This is a genomic window from Azospirillum sp. B4 (assembly GCF_000333275.1).
GTDB lineage: Bacteria > Pseudomonadota > Alphaproteobacteria > Azospirillales > Azospirillaceae > Nitrospirillum.
On record NZ_BACU01000539.1, the window covers coordinates 1 to 21,969 of the forward strand.

General features: G+C 69.2%; 19 protein-coding genes and 1 pseudogene. 8 read left to right on the forward strand and 12 right to left on the reverse strand.

The window, feature by feature from the left end; all coding sequences use genetic code 11:
- From I55_RS24290 to asnB, 4 genes and pseudogenes are all read left to right on the forward strand, one after another.
- Positions 1 to 269 (forward strand): annotated as a pseudogene (locus I55_RS24290) (TonB-dependent receptor); the annotation flags it as partial.
- A gap of 22 nt (positions 270 to 291) precedes the next feature.
- A complete protein-coding gene (locus I55_RS33450) occupies positions 292 to 741 on the forward strand; it encodes a hypothetical protein (RefSeq protein WP_049974453.1) in 450 nt (149 codons plus the stop codon).
- 156 nt (positions 742 to 897) lie between these two features.
- Positions 898 to 2,592 carry a methyl-accepting chemotaxis protein gene (locus I55_RS35045; protein ID WP_148293937.1) on the forward strand — a complete coding sequence of 565 codons (1,695 nt, stop codon included), beginning with the start codon at positions 898 to 900 and terminating at the stop codon, positions 2,590 to 2,592.
- A gap of 97 nt (positions 2,593 to 2,689) precedes the next feature.
- Positions 2,690 to 4,603 carry an asparagine synthase (glutamine-hydrolyzing) gene (gene asnB, locus I55_RS24305; RefSeq protein WP_044563298.1) on the forward strand — a complete coding sequence of 638 codons (1,914 nt, stop codon included), beginning with the start codon at positions 2,690 to 2,692 and terminating at the stop codon, positions 4,601 to 4,603.
- On the opposite strand, the gene I55_RS24310 is transcribed toward asnB, so the two are convergent.
- A complete protein-coding gene (locus I55_RS24310) occupies positions 4,591 to 5,505 on the reverse strand; it encodes a LysR substrate-binding domain-containing protein (protein WP_044563299.1) in 915 nt (304 codons plus the stop codon). The genes asnB and I55_RS24310 overlap by 13 nt on opposite strands.
- 117 nt (positions 5,506 to 5,622) lie before the next feature.
- Between I55_RS24310 and I55_RS24315 the strand changes: the two genes are divergently transcribed.
- Together I55_RS24315 and I55_RS24320 are read left to right on the forward strand one after the other, a co-directional pair.
- A complete protein-coding gene (locus I55_RS24315; RefSeq protein ID WP_044563300.1) occupies positions 5,623 to 6,420 on the forward strand; it encodes a type 1 glutamine amidotransferase domain-containing protein in 798 nt (265 codons plus the stop codon).
- A gap of 72 nt (positions 6,421 to 6,492) precedes the next feature.
- On the forward strand, positions 6,493 to 6,789 hold the full coding sequence (locus I55_RS24320) for a putative quinol monooxygenase (protein WP_044563301.1): 297 nt from the start codon (positions 6,493 to 6,495) through the stop codon (positions 6,787 to 6,789).
- A gap of 22 nt (positions 6,790 to 6,811) precedes the next feature.
- Here I55_RS24320 and I55_RS24325 read toward each other — a convergent pair whose 3' ends face one another.
- Complete coding sequence (locus tag I55_RS24325; protein WP_044563302.1) at positions 6,812 to 7,840, reverse strand: NAD-dependent epimerase; 1,029 nt, start codon at positions 7,838 to 7,840, stop codon at positions 6,812 to 6,814.
- Positions 7,841 to 8,024: 184 nt separating this feature from the next.
- Here I55_RS24325 and I55_RS24330 point away from each other — a divergent pair, with 184 nt between their 5' ends.
- The gene (locus I55_RS24330) at positions 8,025 to 8,255 is read left to right on the forward strand and encodes a hypothetical protein (RefSeq protein ID WP_044563303.1); all 231 of its coding nucleotides are present in this window, start codon (positions 8,025 to 8,027) and stop codon (positions 8,253 to 8,255) included.
- A 77-nt stretch (positions 8,256 to 8,332) separates the two neighbouring features.
- On the opposite strand, the gene I55_RS24335 is transcribed toward I55_RS24330, so the two are convergent.
- The 5 genes from I55_RS24335 to I55_RS38665 all read right to left on the reverse strand — a co-directional run bounded on the left by I55_RS24335 (position 8,333) and on the right by I55_RS38665 (position 15,853).
- Positions 8,333 to 11,407, reverse strand: coding sequence for a multidrug efflux RND transporter permease subunit (locus I55_RS24335; protein ID WP_044563304.1), 3,075 nt, complete (start codon positions 11,405 to 11,407; stop codon positions 8,333 to 8,335).
- 26 nt (positions 11,408 to 11,433) lie between these two features.
- Positions 11,434 to 12,666, reverse strand: a complete 1,233-nt coding sequence (locus I55_RS24340; protein WP_049974454.1) for an efflux RND transporter periplasmic adaptor subunit — start codon at positions 12,664 to 12,666, stop codon at positions 11,434 to 11,436.
- Positions 12,667 to 13,120: 454 nt separating this feature from the next.
- On the reverse strand, positions 13,121 to 13,690 hold the full coding sequence (locus tag I55_RS24345) for a hypothetical protein (protein ID WP_049974455.1): 570 nt from the start codon (positions 13,688 to 13,690) through the stop codon (positions 13,121 to 13,123).
- A 41-nt stretch (positions 13,691 to 13,731) separates the two neighbouring features.
- On the reverse strand, positions 13,732 to 14,241 hold the full coding sequence (locus I55_RS24350) for an arsenate reductase ArsC (RefSeq protein ID WP_044563305.1): 510 nt from the start codon (positions 14,239 to 14,241) through the stop codon (positions 13,732 to 13,734).
- Positions 14,242 to 14,425: 184 nt separating this feature from the next.
- A complete protein-coding gene (locus tag I55_RS38665) occupies positions 14,426 to 15,853 on the reverse strand; it encodes a methyl-accepting chemotaxis protein (RefSeq protein ID WP_044563306.1) in 1,428 nt (475 codons plus the stop codon).
- A 325-nt stretch (positions 15,854 to 16,178) separates the two neighbouring features.
- On the opposite strand from I55_RS38665, the gene I55_RS24360 reads away from it, so the two are divergent.
- Complete coding sequence (locus tag I55_RS24360; protein ID WP_044563307.1) at positions 16,179 to 16,952, forward strand: ferredoxin--NADP reductase; 774 nt, start codon at positions 16,179 to 16,181, stop codon at positions 16,950 to 16,952.
- Positions 16,953 to 17,007: 55 nt separating this feature from the next.
- Here I55_RS24360 and I55_RS24365 read toward each other — a convergent pair whose 3' ends face one another.
- The 5 genes from I55_RS24365 to purT all read right to left on the reverse strand — a co-directional run.
- On the reverse strand, positions 17,008 to 17,715 hold the full coding sequence (locus I55_RS24365; RefSeq protein WP_252181298.1) for an RES family NAD+ phosphorylase: 708 nt from the start codon (positions 17,713 to 17,715) through the stop codon (positions 17,008 to 17,010).
- Entirely contained in the window at positions 17,712 to 18,140 is a 429-nt protein-coding gene (locus I55_RS24370) for an MbcA/ParS/Xre antitoxin family protein (RefSeq protein WP_252181299.1), read from the reverse strand. Before I55_RS24370 ends, I55_RS24365 begins: the two co-directional genes overlap by 4 nt.
- A 50-nt stretch (positions 18,141 to 18,190) precedes the next feature.
- On the reverse strand, positions 18,191 to 19,579 hold the full coding sequence (locus I55_RS24375) for a serine hydrolase (RefSeq protein WP_044563309.1): 1,389 nt from the start codon (positions 19,577 to 19,579) through the stop codon (positions 18,191 to 18,193).
- A 58-nt stretch (positions 19,580 to 19,637) separates the two neighbouring features.
- Entirely contained in the window at positions 19,638 to 20,801 is a 1,164-nt protein-coding gene (locus I55_RS24380; RefSeq protein WP_199902702.1) for a helix-turn-helix domain-containing protein, read from the reverse strand.
- A partial coding sequence (purT, locus tag I55_RS24385) for a formate-dependent phosphoribosylglycinamide formyltransferase (protein WP_376739208.1) occupies positions 20,780 to 21,969 on the reverse strand: 1,190 nt, incomplete at its 5' end. The genes I55_RS24380 and purT, both read right to left, overlap by 22 nt.

Below are 21,969 nucleotides of genomic sequence, written 5' to 3' on the forward strand. Positions count from 1 at the left end.
AGGGCAACATCGGCTATCACTTTGGCCGGTGGACCACCGATCTGTTCCTCGTGTGGAAGTCCGACTACCAGGCCTTTTATGCCACTGGTGCGGCGGCGCTCTACAGCGTCAGCCCGGGCCTGACGGCCCAGGCCGCCGTTTCCTACAAGGTGAGCGACGATTTCTCCCTGACCCTGGCGGGCAGCAACTTGCTGCAGGACCAGACCCAGCTATCCGTGGCGCCCAAGGCGGAACGGCGCGTCTGGGGCACCGCCACGTACAAGTTCTAAGGGGGAAAGTCCAATGAACAGCATGATCTTTAAGACCGCCGTGCTGGCCGCCGCCCTGTCGGTGTCCGGCCTGGTGGGCGCAGCGGAGATGGACGCCAAGCAGGTGACCATCGCTGCCAAGGCGCTGGGCTTCCTGACCGCCAAGGCGCCCGCCGGCGCCAAGGTGGTGGTGACAGCGGGCGCCGCCCCGGTGGCGGCGGTGCAGGCGGCCCTGCCCGGTGCCGCCGTGGCCGCCGGCGATGCCGCGCCCGGCGCCTACGCCGTGTTCGTATCCTCCGCCGCCGAGGGCAAGAAGGCGCTGGCGAAGGGCACCGTCACCGTCGGCAACGAGGTCGCCTGCGTCGATGCCGGCGGCTGCGTCATCGCCGTGGAGACGACGCCCAAGGTGACCATCTACGTCAGCAAGGCGGCGGCAAGCGCCGCCGGCGTCGAGTTCGACCCGAACTTCAAGATGATGGTCACGGAAAAGTAAGCCCGGACAGGCGGTCCCAGTGATGGGTGGGCGGAAGGGTTGGGCCGTCGATCCCGCCGCATCCCGGGGACCGCCGCGTCCAATTGGAAAATCACGACAGGGCTCCGCCGGGGTGGCGGCCCAGCCCTGTGGATGACTGGTGGAAGGATGAGGGTGATGCGGTTCGATGATCTTCCCATGGCGTTGAAGCTGTTCGCGGCCCCCGCCATCGGGCTGGCGGCGCTGGTGGTGATGGCGGTCGCCTCCCACCAGGTGGTGGGCGGCATCACCACCACGGCCCGGGAGGTGGGCGAGGTGCGCTTCGTGGCCACCGCTGAGCTGCTGAGCGCATCCAGCGAGTTGAACGGCGCCACCAAGGACCTGTACTATGCGCTGGCGGCCGCCACTGCCGGCGGTGACGCCAAGGCCTCCGTCGCCATGCTGGACGGCGTGGTCCAGCGCATGGGCAAGGCTAAGGACGCGGTGGAACGCGCCAAGGACCGCCTGCCCGATGGCAATACCAAGACGGAATTGGGCTCCGTCGGCCAGGATATCGACAAGCTGGGCCAGCCGGTGGGCTTCGTGAAGGACATGCTGGGCATCGACGCCCAGTCCGCCGTGTCCTTCCTGGAGCCGCTGCGGACCAGCCTGCAGGGCGTGCAGGATCGCCTGAACGCCGCCGCGTCGCGCGAGCGCACCACCGCCGCCGATGCCATCAAGGCCATGGACGCCAGCGCCGCCTCCACCCAGACCATGTCCACCGTCATCGTGCTGCTGGTGGTGTTGGGCGTGGCGGCGATCACCTTCATCATCGTGCGGGCATTGAAAGGATCCATCGATCGCATCTCTACGGCCACAGAGACGCTGGCCGCCGGCAATACCACCGTCGACATCGAGGCTTTGGCCCGGAAGGACGAATTGGGCGCCATCGTCAGCGCGTTGGCCGTGTTTCGGGCCAACCTTGCCGACCGTGACCGGCTGGCGGTGGAACAGGCGGAGGCCGAGAAGCGGGCGGTGGCGGAAAAGCGCGCAGACTCCCGTCGCATCGCCGACAACCTCGAGACCTCGGTTCATAGCTTGGTTGAGCGCTTGAACGCCGCCGTGCGGCAACTGGACGGCAACGCCCGTGGCCTGGCCAACCAGGCGCAGGTGGGGCAGGAGCGCACCAGCGTGGTGGACCGCGCCGTCAACGAAGCCAACGGCAACGTGCAGGCCGTGGCCAGCGCCGCGGAGGAATTGTCCGTCTCCTTCGGGGAGATCAGCGGCCAGGTGACCCGTGCCGCCGCCATGGCCAGTGACGCGCGCCTCCGGGTCCAGGAAAGCAATCAGCAGATGGAACGGCTGCAAAGCCAGGGCGACCGCATTGGCTCCGTCGTCCGCCTGATCAGCGAGATCGCGAGCCAGACCAACCTGCTGGCCCTGAACGCCACCATCGAGGCGGCGCGGGCGGGGGAGGCGGGCAAGGGCTTCGCCGTGGTGGCCAGCGAGGTCAAGACCCTGGCGACGCAGACGGCCAAGGCGACGGAGGAAATCAGCGGCCAGATCACCAGCATGCAGGGCGCCACGCGGGAGGCCGTCGCCGCCATCGTGGCCATCCAGCAGACCGTGAACCAGATCACCACCATCTCCGCCGCCATCGCGGCGGCGGTGGAAGAGCAGGAGGCGGCGACGCGGGAGATCGCCCGCAACGTCCAGATGGCCTCCCAGGGCACGGCGGTGGTGGCGGAGAATGTGGCGGGGTTGCAGGCCATCGCCGACAGCACCCACCGTTCCAGCGACGAGGTGCTGTCCTCCTCCCAGGTGCTGGGAGCGGAGACGACGGCGCTGAGCGCCAGCGTGTCACGCGCCATCGCCTCCTTGCGCGCTGCGTGATGGCCGTGGCTGGTCACCCCACTGTCGCGCAATTCACTGGCGGATGACCGGTACCGCCCTGTATTCCTGGACGAACCCGGGATTACAGGGCGGAACCATGTGCGGCATTGCGGGGCTTTGGGTATTCGGCGGCGCGGATGGCACGCGGCTGGCGCACCAGGCGGGCGTGATGATCGACCGCCTGGCCCATCGCGGGCCGGATGATCGCGGCGTCTGGCAGGATGACGCCGCCGGCGTGGCCCTGGCCAACCGCCGCCTGGCCATCATCGACCTGTCGCCCTTGGGCCACCAGCCCATGACCTCCGCCGATGGCCGGGTCACCATCGCCTTCAACGGCGAGATCTACAATTACCAGGACCTGCGCCAGCAGCTGACGGGCGAGGGCGTGGTCTTCCGCGGCCATTCCGACACCGAGGTGCTGGTGGAGGCCATCGCCCGCTGGGGGGCGGACCGGGCCCTGGCCGCCTGCAACGGCATGTTCGGCCTGGCCGTCTGGCTGGCGGAGGAGCGCCGGCTGCTGCTGGTGCGCGACCGGCTGGGGGAAAAGCCGCTCTATTGGGCGCTGCACAACGGCATGCTGCTGTTCGCCTCCGAACTGAAGGCCATCCGGGCCGAGCTGGGCTATCGCGCCGTGCCGGACGAGGCGGCGCTGGCCGACTATTTCCGCCATGGCTTCATTCCGGCGCCGCGCACCGCCTTCACCGGCATCCACCAGCTGCCGCCCGGCACCTGCATGACGGTGGCGGCCGACGGCGGTGCCGAGATCCGGGCCTACTGGTCGGTGGCGGACGCCGCCCGCCGCGCCCTGGCCGCCCCCCTGACGCTCGAGGATCCGGAGGTTCTGCGCCTGACCCGCGACCTGCTGGCCGACGCCGTGCGCCGGCGCATGGTCTCCGACGTGCCGCTGGGGGTGTTCCTGTCCGGCGGCGTCGACAGCGCCCTGGTGGCGGCCCTGATGCAGGCGCAAAGCGCCGCGCCCGTCCGCAGCTTCACCATCGGTTTCGAAGAGGCCGAATTCGACGAGTCCGCGGCGGCCGAAACCACGGCCAGGGCGCTGGGCACCGACCACACCACCCTGCGCGTCACCGCGGCCGACGCCGCCGCTCTGGTGCCCCATCTGGCGGGCATGTATGACGAGCCCTTCGCCGACATCTCCGCCATCCCCACGGCGCTGCTCTGCCGGCTGGCGCGGCGACAGGGCCAGGTGACCGTCGCCTTGTCCGGCGATGGGGGGGATGAGGCATTCGCCGGGTATTCCCGGCACCTGTGGGCCGGCGCCGTGGAGCGCTGGCGGCGGAAGCCACGCTGGCTGCGCCATGGCCTGGCCTCCCTGGACGCGGCGGTGCCCGATCCGTGGGTCGACGGCGCCGCCCATTTGCTGAAGCCGCGGTTGCGCCAGCCGTCCGACAAGGTCGGCAAGTTCCTGGGCGCGGTCGCGGCGACGGACGAGGACCAGGCCTATGTCGCCATGCTGGGCATGAAGGCGGACGCCATCCTGCGCCCCGACCTGGCGTACGGGACGGCGGCGCCGGTGGCGTTGCCCATGGGAGGGGATCCCGCCTTGCGCCTGCAGCTGCGCGATCTTTCCCGCTATCTGCCGGACGGCGTGCTGGTGAAGGTGGACCGCGCCAGCATGGCCGCGGGGCTGGAGGCGCGGGCGCCCCTGCTGGACCCGCGCGTGGTGGAATGGGGCTTGCGCCTGCCGCTGAACCAGCGCCTGCGCGACGGGCGGGGCAAGTGGATGCTGCGCACCCTGCTGGCCGACCATATCCCGGCCGGGGTGGTGGGGGCGCCCAAGACCGGGTTCGGCGCCCCGCTGGGCGCGTGGCTGCGCGGCCCCCTGCGCGACTGGGCGGCCGGCCTGCTGGACCAGGCGCCGGGCGACGGCCTGATCCAGGCGCCGGTGGCGGCGGCGCTGTGGCGCGATCACCTGTCCGGCCGTCACGACCATGCCGGCCGGTTGTGGACGGTGCTGTCATACCTGTCGTGGAAGGCGGCTCACGCCGGCTGAGGGGCCGCGATCTCCCGCACCACCTCGCCGATCAGCGTTCGCAGCCAACGGTGGGCCGGATCGTGGCGGTAGCGCACGTGCCACGCCATGTCGACCGGGAAGGTGCCCAAATCCACCGGCGCCGGCAGGATCCTCAGGCGGGGGTCATGGGCCAGACGGCGGCAGATCAGGCGCGGCAGCGTCGCGCAATAGTCCGTCACCGCCACCATCTCCGGCACCGCCAGGAAGTGGGTGACCGACACCGCGACCTCGCGCTTCAGGCCCTGGCGATGCAGCGCCTGGAACAGGCCGGCCCGCATGCGGCCGGGCGGCAGCACGTTCACGTGCTTCAGGCCCTCGTACTGGTCCCGGGTGATGGCGTCGCGCACCTGCGGATGGTCGGCCCGCACCACGCAGTCCAGGCCCTCATCCATCAGGTGCTGGACGACCAGGCTGTCCGGTGGGTCGGCGATGCGGCCCAGCGCCATGGCGGTGGTGCCGGAGATGACACCCGTTTCGGTCAGGTCGTTGCCGTAGGGCGTCAGGCGCAGCTTGATGCCCGGCGCCACCTCGCGCAGCCGGGCGACCACGGCCGGCATCAGCGCGTACTCGACATAGCTGTTGGGCGCGATGGTCAGCAGGCGTTCCGCCGCCGCCGGGTCGAAATCCTGCTGGCCCAGGATGGCGTCGTCGATCCTGGCCAGCGCTTCCGTGATCACCGGCGCCAGGTCCAGGGCGACGGCGGTGGGCTGGATGCCGTAGCGTTCGCGGATGAACAAGGGGTCGCGCAGGGTGGTGCGCAGCCGGGCCAGCGCGTTGGACAGCGCCGGCTGGGTGATGCCCAGGCGTTCCGCCGCCCGGGTGACGTTGCGTTCCTCCATCAAGGTGACGAAGACCGGCAGCAGGTTCAGGTCGTAGCGCATGAGTTATAATCTCATGTGAATATCTAAAATAACAGAAATAAAGTTCTGGAATATGTCATCCCGGCGCATGGTTGGGCCATCGCGAACGACGCGAAACCCAGTCTGACGGAGGATAAAATGAGCAAGGGCAAAGTGCTTGTGATCGGCTCCAACGCCACCCGGATCGAGGTCCAGGGCGGCGGCTGGGGGGCCACCGGCCAGTACCTGAACGAGACCGTGGTGCCCACCCTGGCGGTGATCGAGGCCGGCTATGACGTCGTCCTGGCCACGCCCGACGGGACCAAGCCGACCATCGACCCGGTCTCGGACGCGGTTCAGCATTTCGAGGGGGACGAGGTCGCCTACCAGCGCGCCAAGTCGTTCTACGCCAACGATCCGTCGATGAACCAGGTGCGCACCCTGCGCTCAGTGATCGAGGAGGGGCTGGACGCTTACGCCGGCGTGTTCGTTCCCGGCGGCCAGGCGCCGGTGGTGGACCTGATGCAGGATCGCGACCTGGGCGCCATCCTGCGTCATTTCCATGAGCGCGCCAAGCCCACCGCCCTGCTGTGCCACGGGCCCATCGCCGTGGCCGCCGCGATGCCGCACGCCCGGGAGTTCCGCTCCGCCCTGATCGCCGGCGATGCGGATACGGCGAAGAAATGGGCTGAAGGCTGGCAGTATGCCGGGTACAAGATGACCGTCTTCTCCAACACCGAGGAGAAGGTCGTCGAGGATCACATCCTGCACGCCAAGCTGTACTTCAACATGGTCGACGCCTTGCGGACGGCCGGCGGCACGCTCGTCACCACCCCGGTGGACTTCGAGCCCCACGTGGTCGTCGACCGTGAACTCATCACCGGTCAGAACCCGCGCTCCGACCACCCGGTCGCCGCGGCCCTGGTCAAGGCCCTGGACAGCGCGATCGCGGCTTGAGCGGCGACGGGCGGGGCCTCCCCGGCCCCGCATGCCCATCGGAAGACCCATCACAAGAAAGGAAGGGAACCCATGTCCACCCCTGTGAAGATCACCGCCATCCTTGTCGCGAAGCCGGGCAAGCGTGATGAGCTGAGGGCCCTGCTGGGCGGCATGCTCGACCCCTGCCGGGCGGAGGCGGGCAACCTGCGCTGGGACATCTGGCAGGACCAGGCCAACCCTGACCGCTTCGTGCTGGATGAGCTGTACGTGGACAACGCCGCCGTCGCGGCGCACCGCCAGACCCCGCACTTCCTGAACTACGTCTCCAAGATCGGTGACCTGGCCGACCGTACGGCCATGGTGCTGGACGCGGTCGACATCACCTGATCGGTCGCGCGGGGTATGGGGGTCACGCCGCCGGCTGCCGGCTGGCGTGATACTCCCGGAACCACGCGACGAAACGCTCCACCCCCACCTCCACCGGTGTCGCCGGGGCGTAGCCGATGTCGCGGGCCAGGTCGTCGATGTCGGCCCAGGTGGCCGGCACGTCGCCCGGCTGGATGGGCAGCAGGCGGATGTCCGCCGTCATGCCCAGCTTCTCCTCCAGCAGGCGGACGTAGCGCATCAGCTCCACCGGCCGATCGCTGCCGACATTGTACAGGCGGTAGGGGGCGGCGCCGCTGCTGGCGGGGTCGGGCCGGGCGGCATCCCAGGCGGCATCCGGGGCCGGCGGCCGGTCCAGCAGGTCCAGGATGGCGGTCACCACGTCGTCGATATAGGTGAAGTCGCGCCGCATGCGCCCCTCGCCATAAACCTCGATGGGCCGGCCCTCAACGATGGCCTGGGCGAACTTGTACAGCGCCATGTCCGGCCGGCCCCAGGGGCCATAGACGGTGAACAGGCGCAGGCCCGTCACGGGGATGCGGAACAGGTGGCTGTAGGAATGGGCCATCAGCTCATTGGCCCGTTTGGTGGCGGCATACAGCGTCAGGGGATGATCGGCGCCGCCGTGCGGGCTGAAGGGCATGGCCGTGCTGGCGCCGTAGACCGAGCTGGTCGAGGCATACACCAGGTGCGCCGTGGCCGCCGCGCGACAGCCTTCCAGCAGGTTGGCGAAGCCCACCAGGTTGCTGTCGATGTAGGCGGCCGGCGCCTCCAGGCTATAGCGCACGCCGGCCTGGGCGGCCAGGTGCACCACCCGGGTGAAGCCGTGCGCGGCGAACAGCGCCGCCACCGCGTCGCGGTCGGCCAGGTCGACCCGCGCCTCGGTGAATGTGGGGAAAGGCCGCAGCCGCGCCAGCCGCGCCTCCTTCAAGGCCACGTCGTAATAGGGGGTCAGGTTGTCCAGCCCCACCACCGGCACGCCCCGCCGCAACAGGGCCTGCGCCACGTGGTTGCCGATGAACCCGGCGCTGCCGGTGACCAGGACGGGGGACATCGTGGCGGGAATTCCTATGCCTAGGTCTTGGAAGCGTTGCGCTCCCCGGGGCGCTCCCCCGCGCCCTGCCTACCACGTCGCGATGCGAAGCGCGACTGTCGCTTGAGGCCGCACCCTTGGGATAGGCCGCGCGCGGCACGAAGTTTGCGTTAATGGCATGTGTATAGGACCCACAGGTGCCGCCATGGATGACATTACCTACTACGATGCCGAGGAAATCCGCCGCAAACTGGAGCGCGCGGCCAATGAGCTGGACGCCGCCGGCGATCCCATTTTGGCTCGCAGATTGCGAGAAATTGTCGATTTGGATCGCGCCGGGGATAGTGTGCCGGCTGTGCGCCTGCGTGAAGGCGCCAGCCGCGCCCGCGGCTGGACACCCACGGTGGTGATCGGTGGTGCGGCCGGTCGGAAGTAGGGTGTTCCGCGTGCACAAAAAAGCAGCCGGGGAACTGGTCCCCGGCCGCTTCCGCGCGGTGAATTGCGCGTGGTGACTTACGCGACCTCGGCGATCTCCTTCAGGCGGCGGGAACCGGCCGCCGCCTTGTGGTCCTTGGCGATCAGGGTGTAGACCGCCGGCAGCACGAACAGGGTGAACAGTGTGCCGATGGACATGCCGGTTACCACCACCAGGCCGATGGAGAAGCGGCTGGCGGCACCGGCGCCGGACGCGACCAGCAGTGGCAGCAGGCCCACCACCATGGCGGCGGTGGTCATCAGGATGGGACGCAGGCGCACGCGGGCGGCGTGCAGGATCGCGGCCCGCCGGTCCAGTCCCTCCTTCACCTGCATCTCGTTGGCGAACTCCACCAACAGGATGCCGTGCTTGGAAATCAGGCCGATCAGCGTCACCAGGCCGACCTGGGTGTAGATGTTGATGCTGGTGATGCCGATGAACAGCGGGATCAGCGCGCCGCAGATGGACATGGGCACGCTGACCATGATCACCAGCGGGTCGCGCAGGCTTTCGAACTGGGCCGCCAGCACCAGGAAGATGACGATCAGGGCGAAGCCGAAGGTCACCGCCAGCTGGTTGCCCTCCTGCACGAACTGCCTGGTCTGGCTGAGGTAGCTGTGGCTGTAGCCGGCCGGCAGCTGCTTCACCTGGTCTTCCAGGAAGGCCACCGCCTCGCCCATGGACACGCCCGGCATGGGCACGGCCTGGAAGGTGGCGGAATTCATCTGGTTGTAGTGGGTCAGCGCGTTGGGGTCGGTGCCGTTCTCCAGCCGCAGGAAGGTGGACAGGGGCACCTGGTCGCCGGTGACGGAGGTGACGTAGAACCGTGTCAGCTTGTCCGGCGTCAGGCGGTCGATGCGCGGCACCTGGGGGATGACCTCGTACGAGCGGCCCTGCAGGTTGAAGCGGTTGACGTAGTTCTCACCCACCATCAGGGCCAGCGTGTCGCCGATGGCCGCCATGGTCACGCCCATCTCGTTGGCCTTGGCCCGGTCGATGTGCACCCGCACGACGGGGGTGTTGTAGTCCAGGTCGCTGTCCACCATCAGGAACTTGTGGCTGGCGAAGGCGGCGGCCTTGATCTTCTCCATCGCCTCATAGATGGCGGGGAAGCCGGCGGTGGAGTTCAGCACCATTTGCACCGGCATGCCGCCGGTGCTGCCGGGCAGGGGCGGCAGGTTGAACACCATGGCCTTCACCCCGGGCACCTTGCCGAACTCACCCTGCAGGGCCGCCAGCGACTGCTGGATGGGCCGGTCACGCTCGCCCCATGGCTTCAGCAACACGCCGGCGATGCCCTGGTTGGTGCCGCTGGTGCCGCTGATCAGGAAGCGCTCCCGCCCCTCGGGCAGGGTGCCGCCGGCGGCGTCCAACTGCTCGGCATAATGCCGGGTGTAGTCGATGTTGGCGTACTGCGGGCCCTTGAACATGCTGAACAGGATGCCCTGGTCCTCTTCCGGGGCCAGTTCCGTCCGGCCGTGGGTGTAGAGGTAGGGGATGCTGATCAACACCACCGCCGCGAACACCAGGATGACGGGGCGATAGTCCAGCGCCCGGACCAGGCGGCGTTCATAGAAGTTGGCCAGGCCGGTGAAGACGCGGTCGACAACGCGGGCGAAGCGGCTGTGGTCACCGCCCTTGGGCAGCAGCACCGACGCCATCATGGGCGACAGGGTCAGGGCCACCACGCCGGAGATGACGACCGCGCCGGCCAGGGTGAAGGCGAATTCACGGAACAGGGCGCCGGTGACGCCGCCCAGCAGGCCGATGGGGGCGTAGACCGCCGCCAGGGTGATGGTCATGGCGATGACGGGGCCGGCGATCTCCCGCGCGCCCACCAGGGCCGCCTGCACAGGGGTCTTGCCCTCCTCCAGGTGGCGGTGGACGTTCTCCACCACCACGATGGCGTCGTCGACCACCAGGCCAATGGCCAGCACCATGGCCAGCAGGGTCAGCAGGTTCAGGCTGAACCCCGCCGCCAGCATCAGGCTGAAGGCGCCGATCAGCGACAGCGGGATGGTGATCACCGGGATCAGCACGGACCGCAGCGAGCCTAAGAACAGGAAGATGACGACGATGACGATGCCGATGGCCTCGATCAGCGTGTGCTCCACCTCGCTGATCGAGGCGTTGATGAAGTTGGTGGCGTCATAAGCCACCTTCATCTCGATGGCCGGCGGCAGGTTGCGCTGGATTTCCGGCAGGATCTTGTTGCGGACGTCCTGCACCATCTGCAGCGGGTTGCCCGTGGGCGTCACCTGGATGCCGATGAACACGGCGTTCAGGCCGCTGAACATGACGGCGCTGTTGGTGTTCTGGGCGCCCAGCGACACCGAGGCGATGTCCTCCAGCCGCACCACCGCCCCGTTGGAGGCCTTGACCACCATGCGGCGGAAGTCCTGCACGTTGGTCAGGTCGGTATCGGCGGTGACGTTGAAGACGGTGAACAGGCCTTTCACCTGGCCCGGGGCCGACTGCACGTTGTTGTTGCGCAGGGCGTTGGCCACATCGTCGGCGGAAACGCCGCGGGCGGCCATGCGCGCGGGGTCCAGCCACAGGCGCATGGCGAAGGTCTGGCCGCCCAGGATGTCGGCCGAGGCGACGCCGTCCACGGTGGCGATCTGCGGCTGCACCACGCGGGTGATGTAGTCGGAGATGGCGGAGCCCTGCAGCTCCCTGGACGCGAAGCTCAGGTACATCACCGCCGTGGTGTCGCCGGTGGACTTGGTGATGACCGGGTCGTTCGCCTCTTTGGGGATCAGGTACTTGACCTGCTGCACCTTGGCCATGACGTCGGTCATGGCCTGGCTGGGGTCATAGTTCAGCTTGACGTAGACCGTGACCGTGCTCTGCCCCTGGATGGAGGAGCTGGTCATGTAGTCGATGCCGTCGGCGCTGGCCACGGCCTGCTCGATCGGGGTGGTGATGAACCCCTGCATCAGGTCGGCGGTGGCGCCGGGGTAGACCGTGCTGATGCTGATGGTGGTGGACGACAGCTTGGGATACTGCCGGATGGGCAAGGTCGACAGAGACCTCAGGCCCACCAGCAGGATCAGCAGGCTGACCACCAGCGCCAGTACCGGCCGCTTGATGAAAAGATCGGTGAATTTCATGACGGGCGTTCCCTAGGCGGTCCGGATCACGGGCGCGGGGTCTGGGCCGGGGCCGGTGGGGCGCCCTGGTCCGACAGGGTCACGGGCGCGCCGTTCTGCAGCTTGTTCTGCCCGGCGGCCACCACCCGGTCGCCCGGCTTCACGCCCGACAGCACCACCACCTTGCCCTCGGACCGGCTGCCCGTTTTCACGAAGGCGCGCTCGGCGTGCAGCACCGGCTTGCCGTCGGGGCCGGCGCCGTCACGCACGATGTAGACGCTGTCGCCATACAGCGAGTAGTCCACCGCCGTCTCCGGCAGGGTCACCTGGTTGGGCATGGCCGGCAGCACGACGGTCACGTTGCTGAACATGCCGGGCTGCAGGACATGGTCCTTGTTGGGAATCGTGGCCTGCAGCTTCACCGTGCGCGTATCGCTGCTGACCTGCGGGTCGATGGCGGTGATGGTGCCTTCGAACACCCGGCCGGGATAGGCGTCGACGGTCAGGCGCACGGCCTGGCCGACGGCCACGCGGCCGCGTTCCCCTTCCGCCAGGGTGAAGTTGGCGTACAACTCGTCCAGGTCGGTCAGGGTGACGACCGGGTCGCCCGCCTTGATGTACTGGCCCACGTCCACCTGGCGCACGCCCAGGACGCCATCGAAGGGCGCGCGCACCAGCAGCTGGGCGATCAGGGCGTTGGTCTTGGCAATGCCCGCATTGGCCTGGTCCAGCGCCGCCTGTTGCTGGTCCACCGTCTGCTGCGAGGTCGCCTGCTTGGCCACCAGGGCGCGGTAGCGGGCCAGGTCCAGCTCCGCCACCTTGGCCTGGGCCCTGTAGTTGGCCAAGTCACCCTGCTGCGGCTTGTCGTTCAGCTGCAACAGCGGCGTGCCGGCCGTCACGGTGGCGCCGGACTGGAACAGGATCTTGGTGATGGAGCCGCCCACTTCGGGCGTCACCGTCACCTGGTGCACCGCCTGCAGGCTGCCCACGGCGGGCAGCAGCTGGGGCACGTCCTCAGACTGCGCCACCACGGTGGCCACGGCGGTGGCCGGCGGCATCATGCTGGCCAGGAACTTGCCGATCATGGCCGGGCGGACGATCTTGTCGAAGGCCACGAACAGCCCGCCGATGATCAGCAGCACGATGACGGTCAGGGTCATATACAGGGCGACGCGGGGTGGCCGCGGGCGGCCGGCCTGGCCCCGCGGGTCGGTGTGCGATCGCCCCGTCAGCGGCGCACCTGGCTTCGGCACGGTGGTCACTGTCGAATGGGATTCCATGGTCTCGGTCTCGCTCGGCGCAAAGGGCCCGGCTACCGGCGGGACGGTTCCCACCGGTTGGGCAATGGTGTCGGTCGCGAAATCGCACGCGCAACGGCGGCGCGTCGTCACGGCGGCTGATCCGGGGCGGGCCCGGGCCGGACGATGGCAACCACCGGACGGGACGGACAAACCCTTCCCCGCCGCCTCGCCCATCGGGGCGCGGCGGCCGTGACCGGCAGCGGTGCGGTTTCCTAAACGATGGCCTTAGATGTCCCCGGCGATCCGATGCCCCCGCACCCGATCCTTCCGATCCCATGGGCCGTCATTATTGCAGGCGACTATGGTCAGCCCGGCCCCCACTGCCAGTGAGCAGGGTCACATCCGGACACTCGCTTTTCGCAAATTCCGGAAAAAACACGGGTATTGGATCGGATTTGCGAATGATCGCGTCGCAAGCGACGCCCGGCGCGCCTCAGCCCACGGTGCGCAGGCCCGCGTCATCGTCGTCGTCCCACTGGCTCAGGGCCACCAGGCAGCGGGCGGGCAGCACCGCCAGCACGTCGATCCGCCGCTGCAGGTCCTGGAAGATCGCGTCCACCAGGGTGCGGCCATCGACCGAGGCGTCAGGGTAAAGCGCGGGGTCGGGATTCGGCAAGGCCCAGTGGGCGGTGACCGGCTGGCCCGGCCAGGCGCCGGCCATGCCGGTGGCGGCCAGTTCGCTGACGGTGATGACGATGTCCACCGGCGGCGCGCCCGGCGCCATGAAATGGTTCAGCGGCTTTGGCGCCAAGCCGGCCGTGGCGATGCCCTCCATCGCCAGCCGCTCCATCACATGGGGGTTGGGGGCGGCGGCCGGCGCCAGGCCCGCGCTGTGGGCGTCGAACCGGTGGCTGGCGTGGTGGCGCAGCAGCGCCTCCGCCATCAGGCTGCGCCCGGCGTTGACACGCCCCACGAACAGCACGCCGAGCCGCCGTTCCAGGGCGCCACGCGGCGGCTGGTGTGGGATCATGTCATCGGGCAGGCGGCTATCAGGCGGCATCATCGGGTCCGTCCGGTTCCTGGAAGGGACTGGTTGGGCGGCCGTCAGCTGGCGGCCGCCCAACCCTCGTCGCTGTGCATGGCGGCCAAGGCCTCGGAGGTCAGCCGGGCCAGGCGCTGCTCCGGCAGGGAGCAGAAGATGCGCACCCGCCGTTCGATCATGCCGAACAGCAGGTTGAACAAGGCTCTTTGCTCCACGTCCGATCCCTTGAACCCCTGCGGGTCGGGGAAGCCCCAGTGGGCGATCATGGGGTGGCCGGGCCAGGCGGGCGCCTCGGCCTGGGCGCTCACGTCACAGGTGTGGAAGATGAAGTCCATGGGCGCCGCGTCCGGGCCGGCGAACTGGGTCCAGGATTTCGGGTGCAGCCCGTCCGTGGGAATGCGCGCCTGCGTCAGCAGGTCAAGGGCGATGGGGTTGCATGCCGGCAGCGGGTCCGACCCGGCGCTGAACACCTCGAACCGGCCGTGGCCCCAGTGGCGCATCAGGGCCTCGGCCATGATGCTGCGGGCGGAATTGAACTGGCACAGGAACAGGACCCGGTAGACTTTCGCCATTCGCTTCATTCCCCCATGTCCCGGGGTCCTGGCGCCATGAGCCCCCATGCCCAGGGTCAGAACCACGGCGCGGGCCATCCACCCCCGGACGCCCGTATTTAACCGCATGCTAATTCCACCGTATGCCAGTCTTGTGACGGTGGTGTTGCAGGCTGGCGAAAAGGGCGCGGAACAGGTTCAGACTTTAGGCGCGGTAGCAGACGCGCAGGCCCCCCCACAGGCGGCCCCGCACCCAGATGGGGGCGGAGGCGTCCTTCATCAGGGCGTAGACACCGCCGCCCATGTCGCGGCGATAGGTTTGCAGCAGGAAGGGGGCGGTGCTGCGGCTGACGGCGGTGGCGGTCTTGTCGGCGTAGACGCGGCGGTTGCGCCCGTTGGCCGCGTTCCACACCGGGTCCTTTCCGTGGGGCTTGCGGAACTGCGGATTATGGCAGGGGATCAGGCGGTTGTGGTCGGTGGGGGCGCAGAACACCACGCGGGCGTCCATGGCCAGCACGGGGTCGTGCAGGGGGGTGACGGCCGCGTCCAGGAAGGGGATGTAGCGCGTCATGTACTGCGGCGGGTTGCTGCCGGCGATGGGTTTCAGGTCGGCGTCGAACAGGTCATCCATCGTCAGCTCGCCGGCGCCCACCGCCTGTTCCAGCCGGTCGGAAATCCGGGCCGCGACCTCCCGCGCCTTGTCGATGAAGGGTGTGTCCTCCGTTGCGTAGCCGGAGGTGGCGGTCAGCATCATGATGGCCTCTGCCCGCTCCAGCGTGCGGTCCAGGTGGGTGGTGGCGGCTTTCAGGGCGCCGCCGGACAGGGCCGCGTCCTGGTGCAGGGCGTCAACCGTGCCCTGGAAGCCATTGCAGCGTTGGGCGATATCGCCGGTGGCGCCGGCGATGGCGGTGGCGTTCTCCTCCACCTGGGCCACGGCGGTGCCCACCGTTTCCACCGCCTGGCCGATGGTCGCGGTGCTGCGTCCCACCCGTTCCGCCTGTTCCGAGCCCTCGGCCATGCGGGCGGCCAGGCGGCGCACCTGGTCGGTCAGGGCCTTCAGGGTGGTGTCGATCAGGGCGGTGGCGTCGGCCGTCTGGCGGGCCAGGGCCTTCACCTCGGTCGCCACGACGGCGAAGCCTCTGCCGGCCTCTCCCGCCCGGGCGGCCTCGATGGTGGCGTTCAGGGCCAGCAGGTTGGTCTGGGCCGCGATGCGGTTGATGTCGCTGGACACGCGGGCCACGCGGCCCATGGCGGCCTCCAGCCCCGCCAGCTCGTCGCCGCTGGCGTTCACGGCCGTCACCAGATCGCCGATGGCGGCCAGCGACTGGCGGATTTCACCGGCCGAGGCGTCGATATCCCGTCGCGCGCCGGCGGCCACGCCCTGGGTCGCCTGGGCCATGCCCGCGATGTCGCGGTTACTGGCCACGATGTCACGGGTGGCGGCCTGAATGGCGGCCAGTTGGGCCGCCTGGCTGTCGATGGCGGTGTCGACCTGATGGATGCTGCCGACCACGTCGGCGATGTCGACGCTCAGCCGTCCCATCTCGGCCGCGATGTCGGCGATCAGGGGGCCGGCGTCGGCCCGCAGCGCCGCGGTATGGTGGGCGGCGGTATGGTGGGTATCCACGGCCATGTCCTCTCCCTGGGTCCGGATAGGCGTTCTTGGGCCCATCTTTGTAAAGAAACCGCAAACAAGACCCCGACCTGTCCTGAAGGGGTCGCCTGATAGGATAGGATGGCGACCGGCGTTGTGCCCTCATCCTTTGGTTGGGCGCACGATGCGGTGGGAAAGGGAATTTTTTTCCAGATTGAGATTGTAATACCGCCATATTCGACCAGATATGCAGTCGCAGCGATCCTGGGCAGTGTATTTTCGCATTTGCGGAATGGCGGCGAACCGCCATTCTCCCAGGCTTAAAGTCAGGTTTTCAGTGCGTCAGGCGAAAGGTATAGCAAGGATGAGCGCGTTTCTGTCCGGCAAGGTCACCCATGTCCACCATTGGACTGATAACCTGTTCAGCTTCCGGCTGACCCGCGACCCGTCCTTCCGCTTCCGCAACGGTGAGTTCACCATGGTGGGCCTGCAGGTGGATGGCCGTCCGCTGATGCGCGCCTACTCCATGGCCAGCACCAACTATGAAGAGCACCTGGAATTCTTCAGCATCAAGGTGCCGAACGGTCCGCTGACGTCGCGCCTGCAGCATATCCAGGAGGGGGATGAGGTGCTGTACGGCCGCAAGGCCACCGGCACGCTGCTGCTGGACAATTTGCTGCCCGGCCGCACCCTGTACATGCTGGGTTCCGGCACCGGCCTCGCCCCGTTCATGAGCCTGATGAAGGACCCGGACGTGTACGAGCGGTTCGAGAAGGTGGTGGTCACCCACACCGTCCGCCGCGTGGCCGAGCTGGCCTACTACGACGATATCACCAAGCACCTGCCGAACGACGAGTTCATCGGTGAGATGCTGCGCGACAAGCTGGTCTACTATCCCACCGTGACGCGGGAGCCCTTCCGCACCGAAGGCCGCCTGACCGACCTGATCCGCAACGGCAAGTTCTTCGCCGACATCGGCGAGAAGCCGTTCGACCCGGCCCAGGACCGCGTCATGATCTGCGGCGGCCCCGGCGTGCTGAAGGATCTGCAGGACCTGTGCGAAGAGGCCGGCATGAAGGAAGGCAGCTCCAACGAGCCCGGCCACTACGTCATCGAGAAGGCCTTCGTGGAGCGCTGATCTCGGCATCCGTCGACATGTCGAAACGGCCGCGTCCCCCAGGGGCGTGGCCGTTTCAATTTCCGGGATCAGGCAAGGGACGCCAGTCATCCTCCCCGATGACGATGTAGCGGGTGACCGCCTGGCCATCCCAGTGGTAGCGCAGCGTGCGGGCCTGCAGGATGGGCGGGGTGATCAGATCGGGATAGAAAACGGCGGCGGCCATGCCCTGGGGCCAGCGCACGCTGGGATACAGCACGCCGTCGCTTCCCCCCGCCTTCAGCCTTTTGCCCAGCGCCTGGCCGGCCGTCCAGTCGTCCGGTGCCAGGCAGTCGCCAAAGCCGTCGCCCCGAATGTCATGCAGCGCGCCCGTGACCTGGGCGGTCAGTTCCCGGAACTGCGCATCCGCCGCCGGTTCACCGGTCATGCCCATGAAGCGGGCGTGGTGGTGCACCGTCTCCATCAGCGCCACCTCGAACCGGTCGCCGCAATACCACACGCCGAAGCGGCCGTCGGAAAAGCGGCTGGGTCGGTCGGGGGAGGCATGGGTGAAGGCGCCCATGGCCAGGCTGGCGCCAGGGCCGGCCAGCCGGCGGTCGCGTGGCACCAGCGACAGGTCGCCCACCTCATCCCGCACACGGGGATTGGTCTTGGCCTCCGCGCTGGCGATCAGGTCCCAGTCCGCAGGGTCGGCGATGTCCTCGAACAGCCAGATGGGCGGGTAAATCGTGCGGATGATGCGGTAGGCCGGGCGCCAATCCACCGGCGCGGTGGGCGGCGTCACCACCCGCCGCGCTCCGCATCCAGGTAGTTGCGCACGGCGGTCAGGTCGGACGGGGCGCCGGCCAGCATGCGGGACAGGGCCGACTGGCCATTGAAGGCCGCGTTGGGTTTGGACACCCAGGCGTAGGCGCGTTCCGGTTCCATGAACAGATAACGCAGGGCCTTGTGAATCCCCATCAGGTCGCCCAGGCGCCACAGCAGGTCGCACGGCAGGGTGCCGACATCGCCCCGCTTCCAGCGATAGAAGGTCGACGGGCTGGGCTGGCCCAGGAGGACGCGCGCCTGGCTGTCGTCCATGCCCCAGAGCCGGAACAGGGTGAAGGCGGCGCGCAGCATGGCTGCCCCCTCCGCCTGGGTGACGGCGCCGGGGACGGCCGTATCGGGCGTGCTGGCGGGCAGGGCCTGGGCCATGGCGAACTCCTTCATGCCATATGGCAGTCAATATATGACCAACTGCCATATGGCACAAGTGCCACTCATTTGAAGGCGACCACCGCATCGGCCACCAGCCGCTCCAGCGCCAGGATGTCGCCCTCCGGCCTGTAGGACATGCCCAGGCGGACGATCACCAGGCGGGCGCTGGGGATGATGACAATGGACTGGCCCTGGTTGCCGCGGGCCATGAAGCTGTCGGCCGGCATGCCGGCCCGCACGCGGCGGGCACCGGCACCGGCCGTGGCCCGGTTGGTCCAGAAGCCGGCGCCGTAGCCGTACTCCTCCGACCCCGGCGTCAGGCGGGCGGAATAGTCGACCCAGCCCTCGGGCAGCAGGCGCTGGCCGCCCACCACGCCATCGTCCACGAACAGTTGGCCGAAGCGCGCCCAGTCCCGCGCCGTGGCCCACATATGGCTGGAACCGATGGGGGTGCCGGTGGCGTCCAGTTCCAGCGTGGCATGCTCCATGCCCAGCGGATCGAACAGCTCACGGTGGGCGAAAGCCAGGACGTCGGCCCCGCTTCCGCCCGTCCGTTGCTTGATCAGGCGGGACAGCAGCAGGGTGTTGCCGTTGCTGTAGATCCAGACCTGGCCCGGGGCGGCCAGCGGCCGGGCGGCCTCGGCCATTCCCGCCATGTCGGCCCGGGCGTAGACCATCTGCGTGGTGGGGTCCCACATGCTGGTCCAGTCGGCGGTCAGCGACTGGCCGAAGTCCAGGCCGCTGGTCATGCGCAGCAGGCTGTCCACGGTGATGGCCCGGCGCGCGTCATGGTCCCAAGCCGGCACGTCCAGCCGCTGGTCCACCGTCAGCCGGCCCTGCCGCACCAGGATGCCGATCAGCGCGTTGGTGACCGACTTGGTCATGGACCAGCCGATCAGGGGTGTGTCCACGCCGATGCCGGGGGCGTAGCGCTCCGCCACCACCCGGCCGTCGTGCAGGATGACCACCGCCTTGGTCCAGCGGTGGGGGCCTTGCGCCGGCTCGGCGAAGGCGCGGTCCAGGGCCGCCGCCAGGGCGGGATCGGTCGGCGTCACCACGTCCGGCCCGGCGATGGGCGGCAGCAGGGGCGGGGCCGCCGCAGGCAGGGTGACGCGGGGCGCGGCCGGCGGGTCCCCCGCCGTCAGCACACGGCAGCCCGCCGGCCCCTCATGGACGGCGGTGCTCTCCACCAGCCCGGCAAAGCGGGCGGTGACCGATCCGGTGGCCCTGTCGATGCTATAGCGCATGAACCGGTCGCCCGGCCGCATCTGCGGGGCGATGCCCTGCGCGAAGAAGGTGTCGGCGTCCAGGTGGCCCACGAACACGGCGGAGCACAGCTGGTGACTGGTGAAATGGGCGGGCACGGCGACGGCATGGCGCGCGCCGTCGCACCCGGTCAGGGCCAGGATGGACAGCAGGGCGGGCAGCAGGCGCAGGGACGCGGGCGGCATGGGCGGATCTCACGGCTGGGGTGGAGACCGCCAGCGTCGTCCCTCGGCCGGGCGCGGATCACGCCGGATTTGAAATCCGGCTAGCCGAAAGCGATGGGTTCGCTGTTTTGGACGGTTCGGCCAGGGCCTGGCGGCGATAGTCGCCGGGCGTCAGGCCGGTGTCCGCCTTGAAGGCGCGGTTGAAGGGCCCCAGCGAGCCGAAGCCGGCGTCCAGCGCGATGGTCAGGATGGGCACTTCCACCTGCGCCCGGTCGCCCAGCGCGGCCTTGGCGTCGGCCAGGCGGTAATGGTTCAGGAAGGCGTTGAAGTTGCGGTGCCCCAGGCCCTGGTTGATCAGGCGGCGCAGGCGGTATTCCGGCAGGCCCAATTCCACCGCCAGCTGGCCGATGGTCAGCCCGTCGCGGCGATACGCGCGGTCCATCCGCATGGCCCGTTCCAGGGCGGTGGTCCAGGTGGGATCGATGGGTGCCACCTCCGGTGCCGCTTCCACGGCCGGGGCTGGCGCGCAGGCGTCGGCGAACAGGGCCTGGCCGCCACGGACGCGCAGCAGCGAGCCCGCGATGACGCTGGCGATGGCCAGCAGGCCCATGGCGTCCAGCAGGGTGTTGCCGCCGGCGGCGCCGGTGGCCGGTCCCGGTCCCGCCAGGGTGGCCAGCGCCGTGACGATGGAATGCAGGGCGGCGGCGGCCACGATGAACAGGCGCAGGCGGCGGCGGGGTTCCACCAGATCCGCCGCCGCCGTGGCCAGGGCCTGCCAGGCGGCCAGTCCCGCCCAGGCCAGGGGTTGCAGATCCAGGCACAGGCCCAGGACGCGGGCGGCCGGGTGGTGGCCGGGCACCAGTACCAGGCGTTGGGTGACGCCCAGGGCGGCCAGGGCCAGCCAGGCCAGCCCGTGCCAGGCGCGGGGGCGGAAGGCGTCGTCGAACAGGCTGCACGCGAACAGCCAGAAGACGAAGCTGTTGGCCGTGGCCAGCGCCATCAGCGGCCCGGCCCACCCTCCCGCCCGGTCGTGCAGGCCTGGCAGGGAACACAGGGTATAGGCGGCGCTGCCCACGGCGAACAGGGCGCCCAGCCGGGCGGCGGTCACCCGGCCGTGATCGGCCAGCAGCCGCCCGGCCAGCAGGGCCAGCAGGCTGACCACGCCGCCGCGCAGGAACAGGTCGAACGCGGCGGTCCCGGCCGGGGTGGCGTCCATGGGCGTCAGTCGCGGTAGCTCAGCCACACCGCGTCGGCCACCCGCTTGGCCAGCGCGCGGGCCTCGTCGGCGGTCGCACCCTCGGCCAGGGCCACGCCCATGCGGCGGTAGGGCCGGGTGGTCGGCTTGTTGAAGATGCGCACCTCGACATCATGGTCGGCGGTCCCCAGGGCCAGGGCATCGGCCAGGCCTTCCACGCCGAAGTGGGCCGAGTCCTGGCTGGCCAGGATGACGGCGCTGGCGGTGGGGCCGCGCAGGGTGATGCGGGGGATGGGCAGGCCCAGGATGGCGCGGGCGTGCAGGTCGAATTCCGACAGGTTCTGCGACATCAGCGTCACCATGCCGGTATCGTGCGGACGGGGCGACAGCTCGCTGAACACCACGTCGTCGCCGGCCACGAAGAACTCCACCCCGAACAGGCCATAGCCGCCCAGGTTGTCCACCACCTTTCTGGCCATGTCCCGCGCGGCATCCAGGGCGGCCTGGTCCATGGGCACCGGCTGCCAGGATTCCTGGTAGTCGCCGCGCTCCTGCCGGTGGCCGATGGGCTCGCAGAACACCACGCCTTCGCGGGTGCGCACCGTCAGCAGGGTGATCTCATAGTCGAAGGCGATGAACTCCTCGACGATCACCTTGCGCCGGTCGCCGCGCATGTTGGCGACGGCGTAGTTCCACGCGGCCTCCAGGTCCTCGGTGGTGCGCACCGTGCTCTGGCCCTTGCCGGAAGAGGACATGACCGGCTTGATCACGCAGGGCAGGCCGGTGTGCGCCGCCCCCGCCTTCACCTCGTCCAGGCTTTCGGCGTAGCGGTAGCGCGAGGTGCGCAGGCCCAGCTCCGTGGCCGCCACCTCACGGATGCGGTCGCGGTTCATGGTCATGTAGGTGGCGCGCGCCGACGGCACCACGGTGTGGCCGGCGGCCTCCATCTCCTGCAGCACCTCGGTGCGGATGGCCTCCACCTCCGGAACGATGTAATCCGGCTTGTGGCGCAGGATGGCGGCCTTCAGCGCCTCCCCGTCCAGCATGGAGAAGACCTCGAACTCATCGGCCACCTGCATGGCCGGCGCGCCGGCGTANGCGTCGCAGGCCACCACATGGGCGCCGTAGCGCTTGGCGGAGATGACGAATTTCCGGCCCAGCTCGCCCGAGCCCAGCAGCAGGATTTTGGCGGTCGCTGTCATGGCGGCGGTCCCGT

Coding starts and splice junctions, on each gene's coding strand:
- I55_RS24310 (WP_044563299.1), bottom strand. CDS start 5,505: ATGCGCTACGACCTGAACCTGCTGCCGGTCTTCGTCACCTTGATGGAG.
- I55_RS38665 (WP_044563306.1), bottom strand. CDS start 15,853: ATGGCCGTGGATACCCACCATACCGCCGCCCACCATACCGCGGCGCTG.
- I55_RS24360 (WP_044563307.1), top strand. CDS start 16,179: ATGAGCGCGTTTCTGTCCGGCAAGGTCACCCATGTCCACCATTGGACT.
- I55_RS24370 (WP_252181299.1), bottom strand. CDS start 18,140: ATGAAGGAGTTCGCCATGGCCCAGGCCCTGCCCGCCAGCACGCCCGAT.
- I55_RS24375 (WP_044563309.1), bottom strand. CDS start 19,579: ATGCCGCCCGCGTCCCTGCGCCTGCTGCCCGCCCTGCTGTCCATCCTG.
- I55_RS24320 (WP_044563301.1), top strand. CDS start 6,493: ATGTCCACCCCTGTGAAGATCACCGCCATCCTTGTCGCGAAGCCGGGC.
- asnB (WP_044563298.1), top strand. CDS start 2,690: ATGTGCGGCATTGCGGGGCTTTGGGTATTCGGCGGCGCGGATGGCACG.
- I55_RS24335 (WP_044563304.1), bottom strand. CDS start 11,407: ATGAAATTCACCGATCTTTTCATCAAGCGGCCGGTACTGGCGCTGGTG.
- I55_RS35045 (WP_148293937.1), top strand. CDS start 898: ATGCGGTTCGATGATCTTCCCATGGCGTTGAAGCTGTTCGCGGCCCCC.
- I55_RS24345 (WP_049974455.1), bottom strand. CDS start 13,690: ATGATGCCGCCTGATAGCCGCCTGCCCGATGACATGATCCCACACCAG.
- I55_RS24350 (WP_044563305.1), bottom strand. CDS start 14,241: ATGGCGAAAGTCTACCGGGTCCTGTTCCTGTGCCAGTTCAATTCCGCC.
- I55_RS33450 (WP_049974453.1), top strand. CDS start 292: ATGATCTTTAAGACCGCCGTGCTGGCCGCCGCCCTGTCGGTGTCCGGC.
- I55_RS24340 (WP_049974454.1), bottom strand. CDS start 12,666: ATGGAATCCCATTCGACAGTGACCACCGTGCCGAAGCCAGGTGCGCCG.
- I55_RS24330 (WP_044563303.1), top strand. CDS start 8,025: ATGGATGACATTACCTACTACGATGCCGAGGAAATCCGCCGCAAACTG.
- I55_RS24325 (WP_044563302.1), bottom strand. CDS start 7,840: ATGTCCCCCGTCCTGGTCACCGGCAGCGCCGGGTTCATCGGCAACCAC.
- I55_RS24315 (WP_044563300.1), top strand. CDS start 5,623: ATGAGCAAGGGCAAAGTGCTTGTGATCGGCTCCAACGCCACCCGGATC.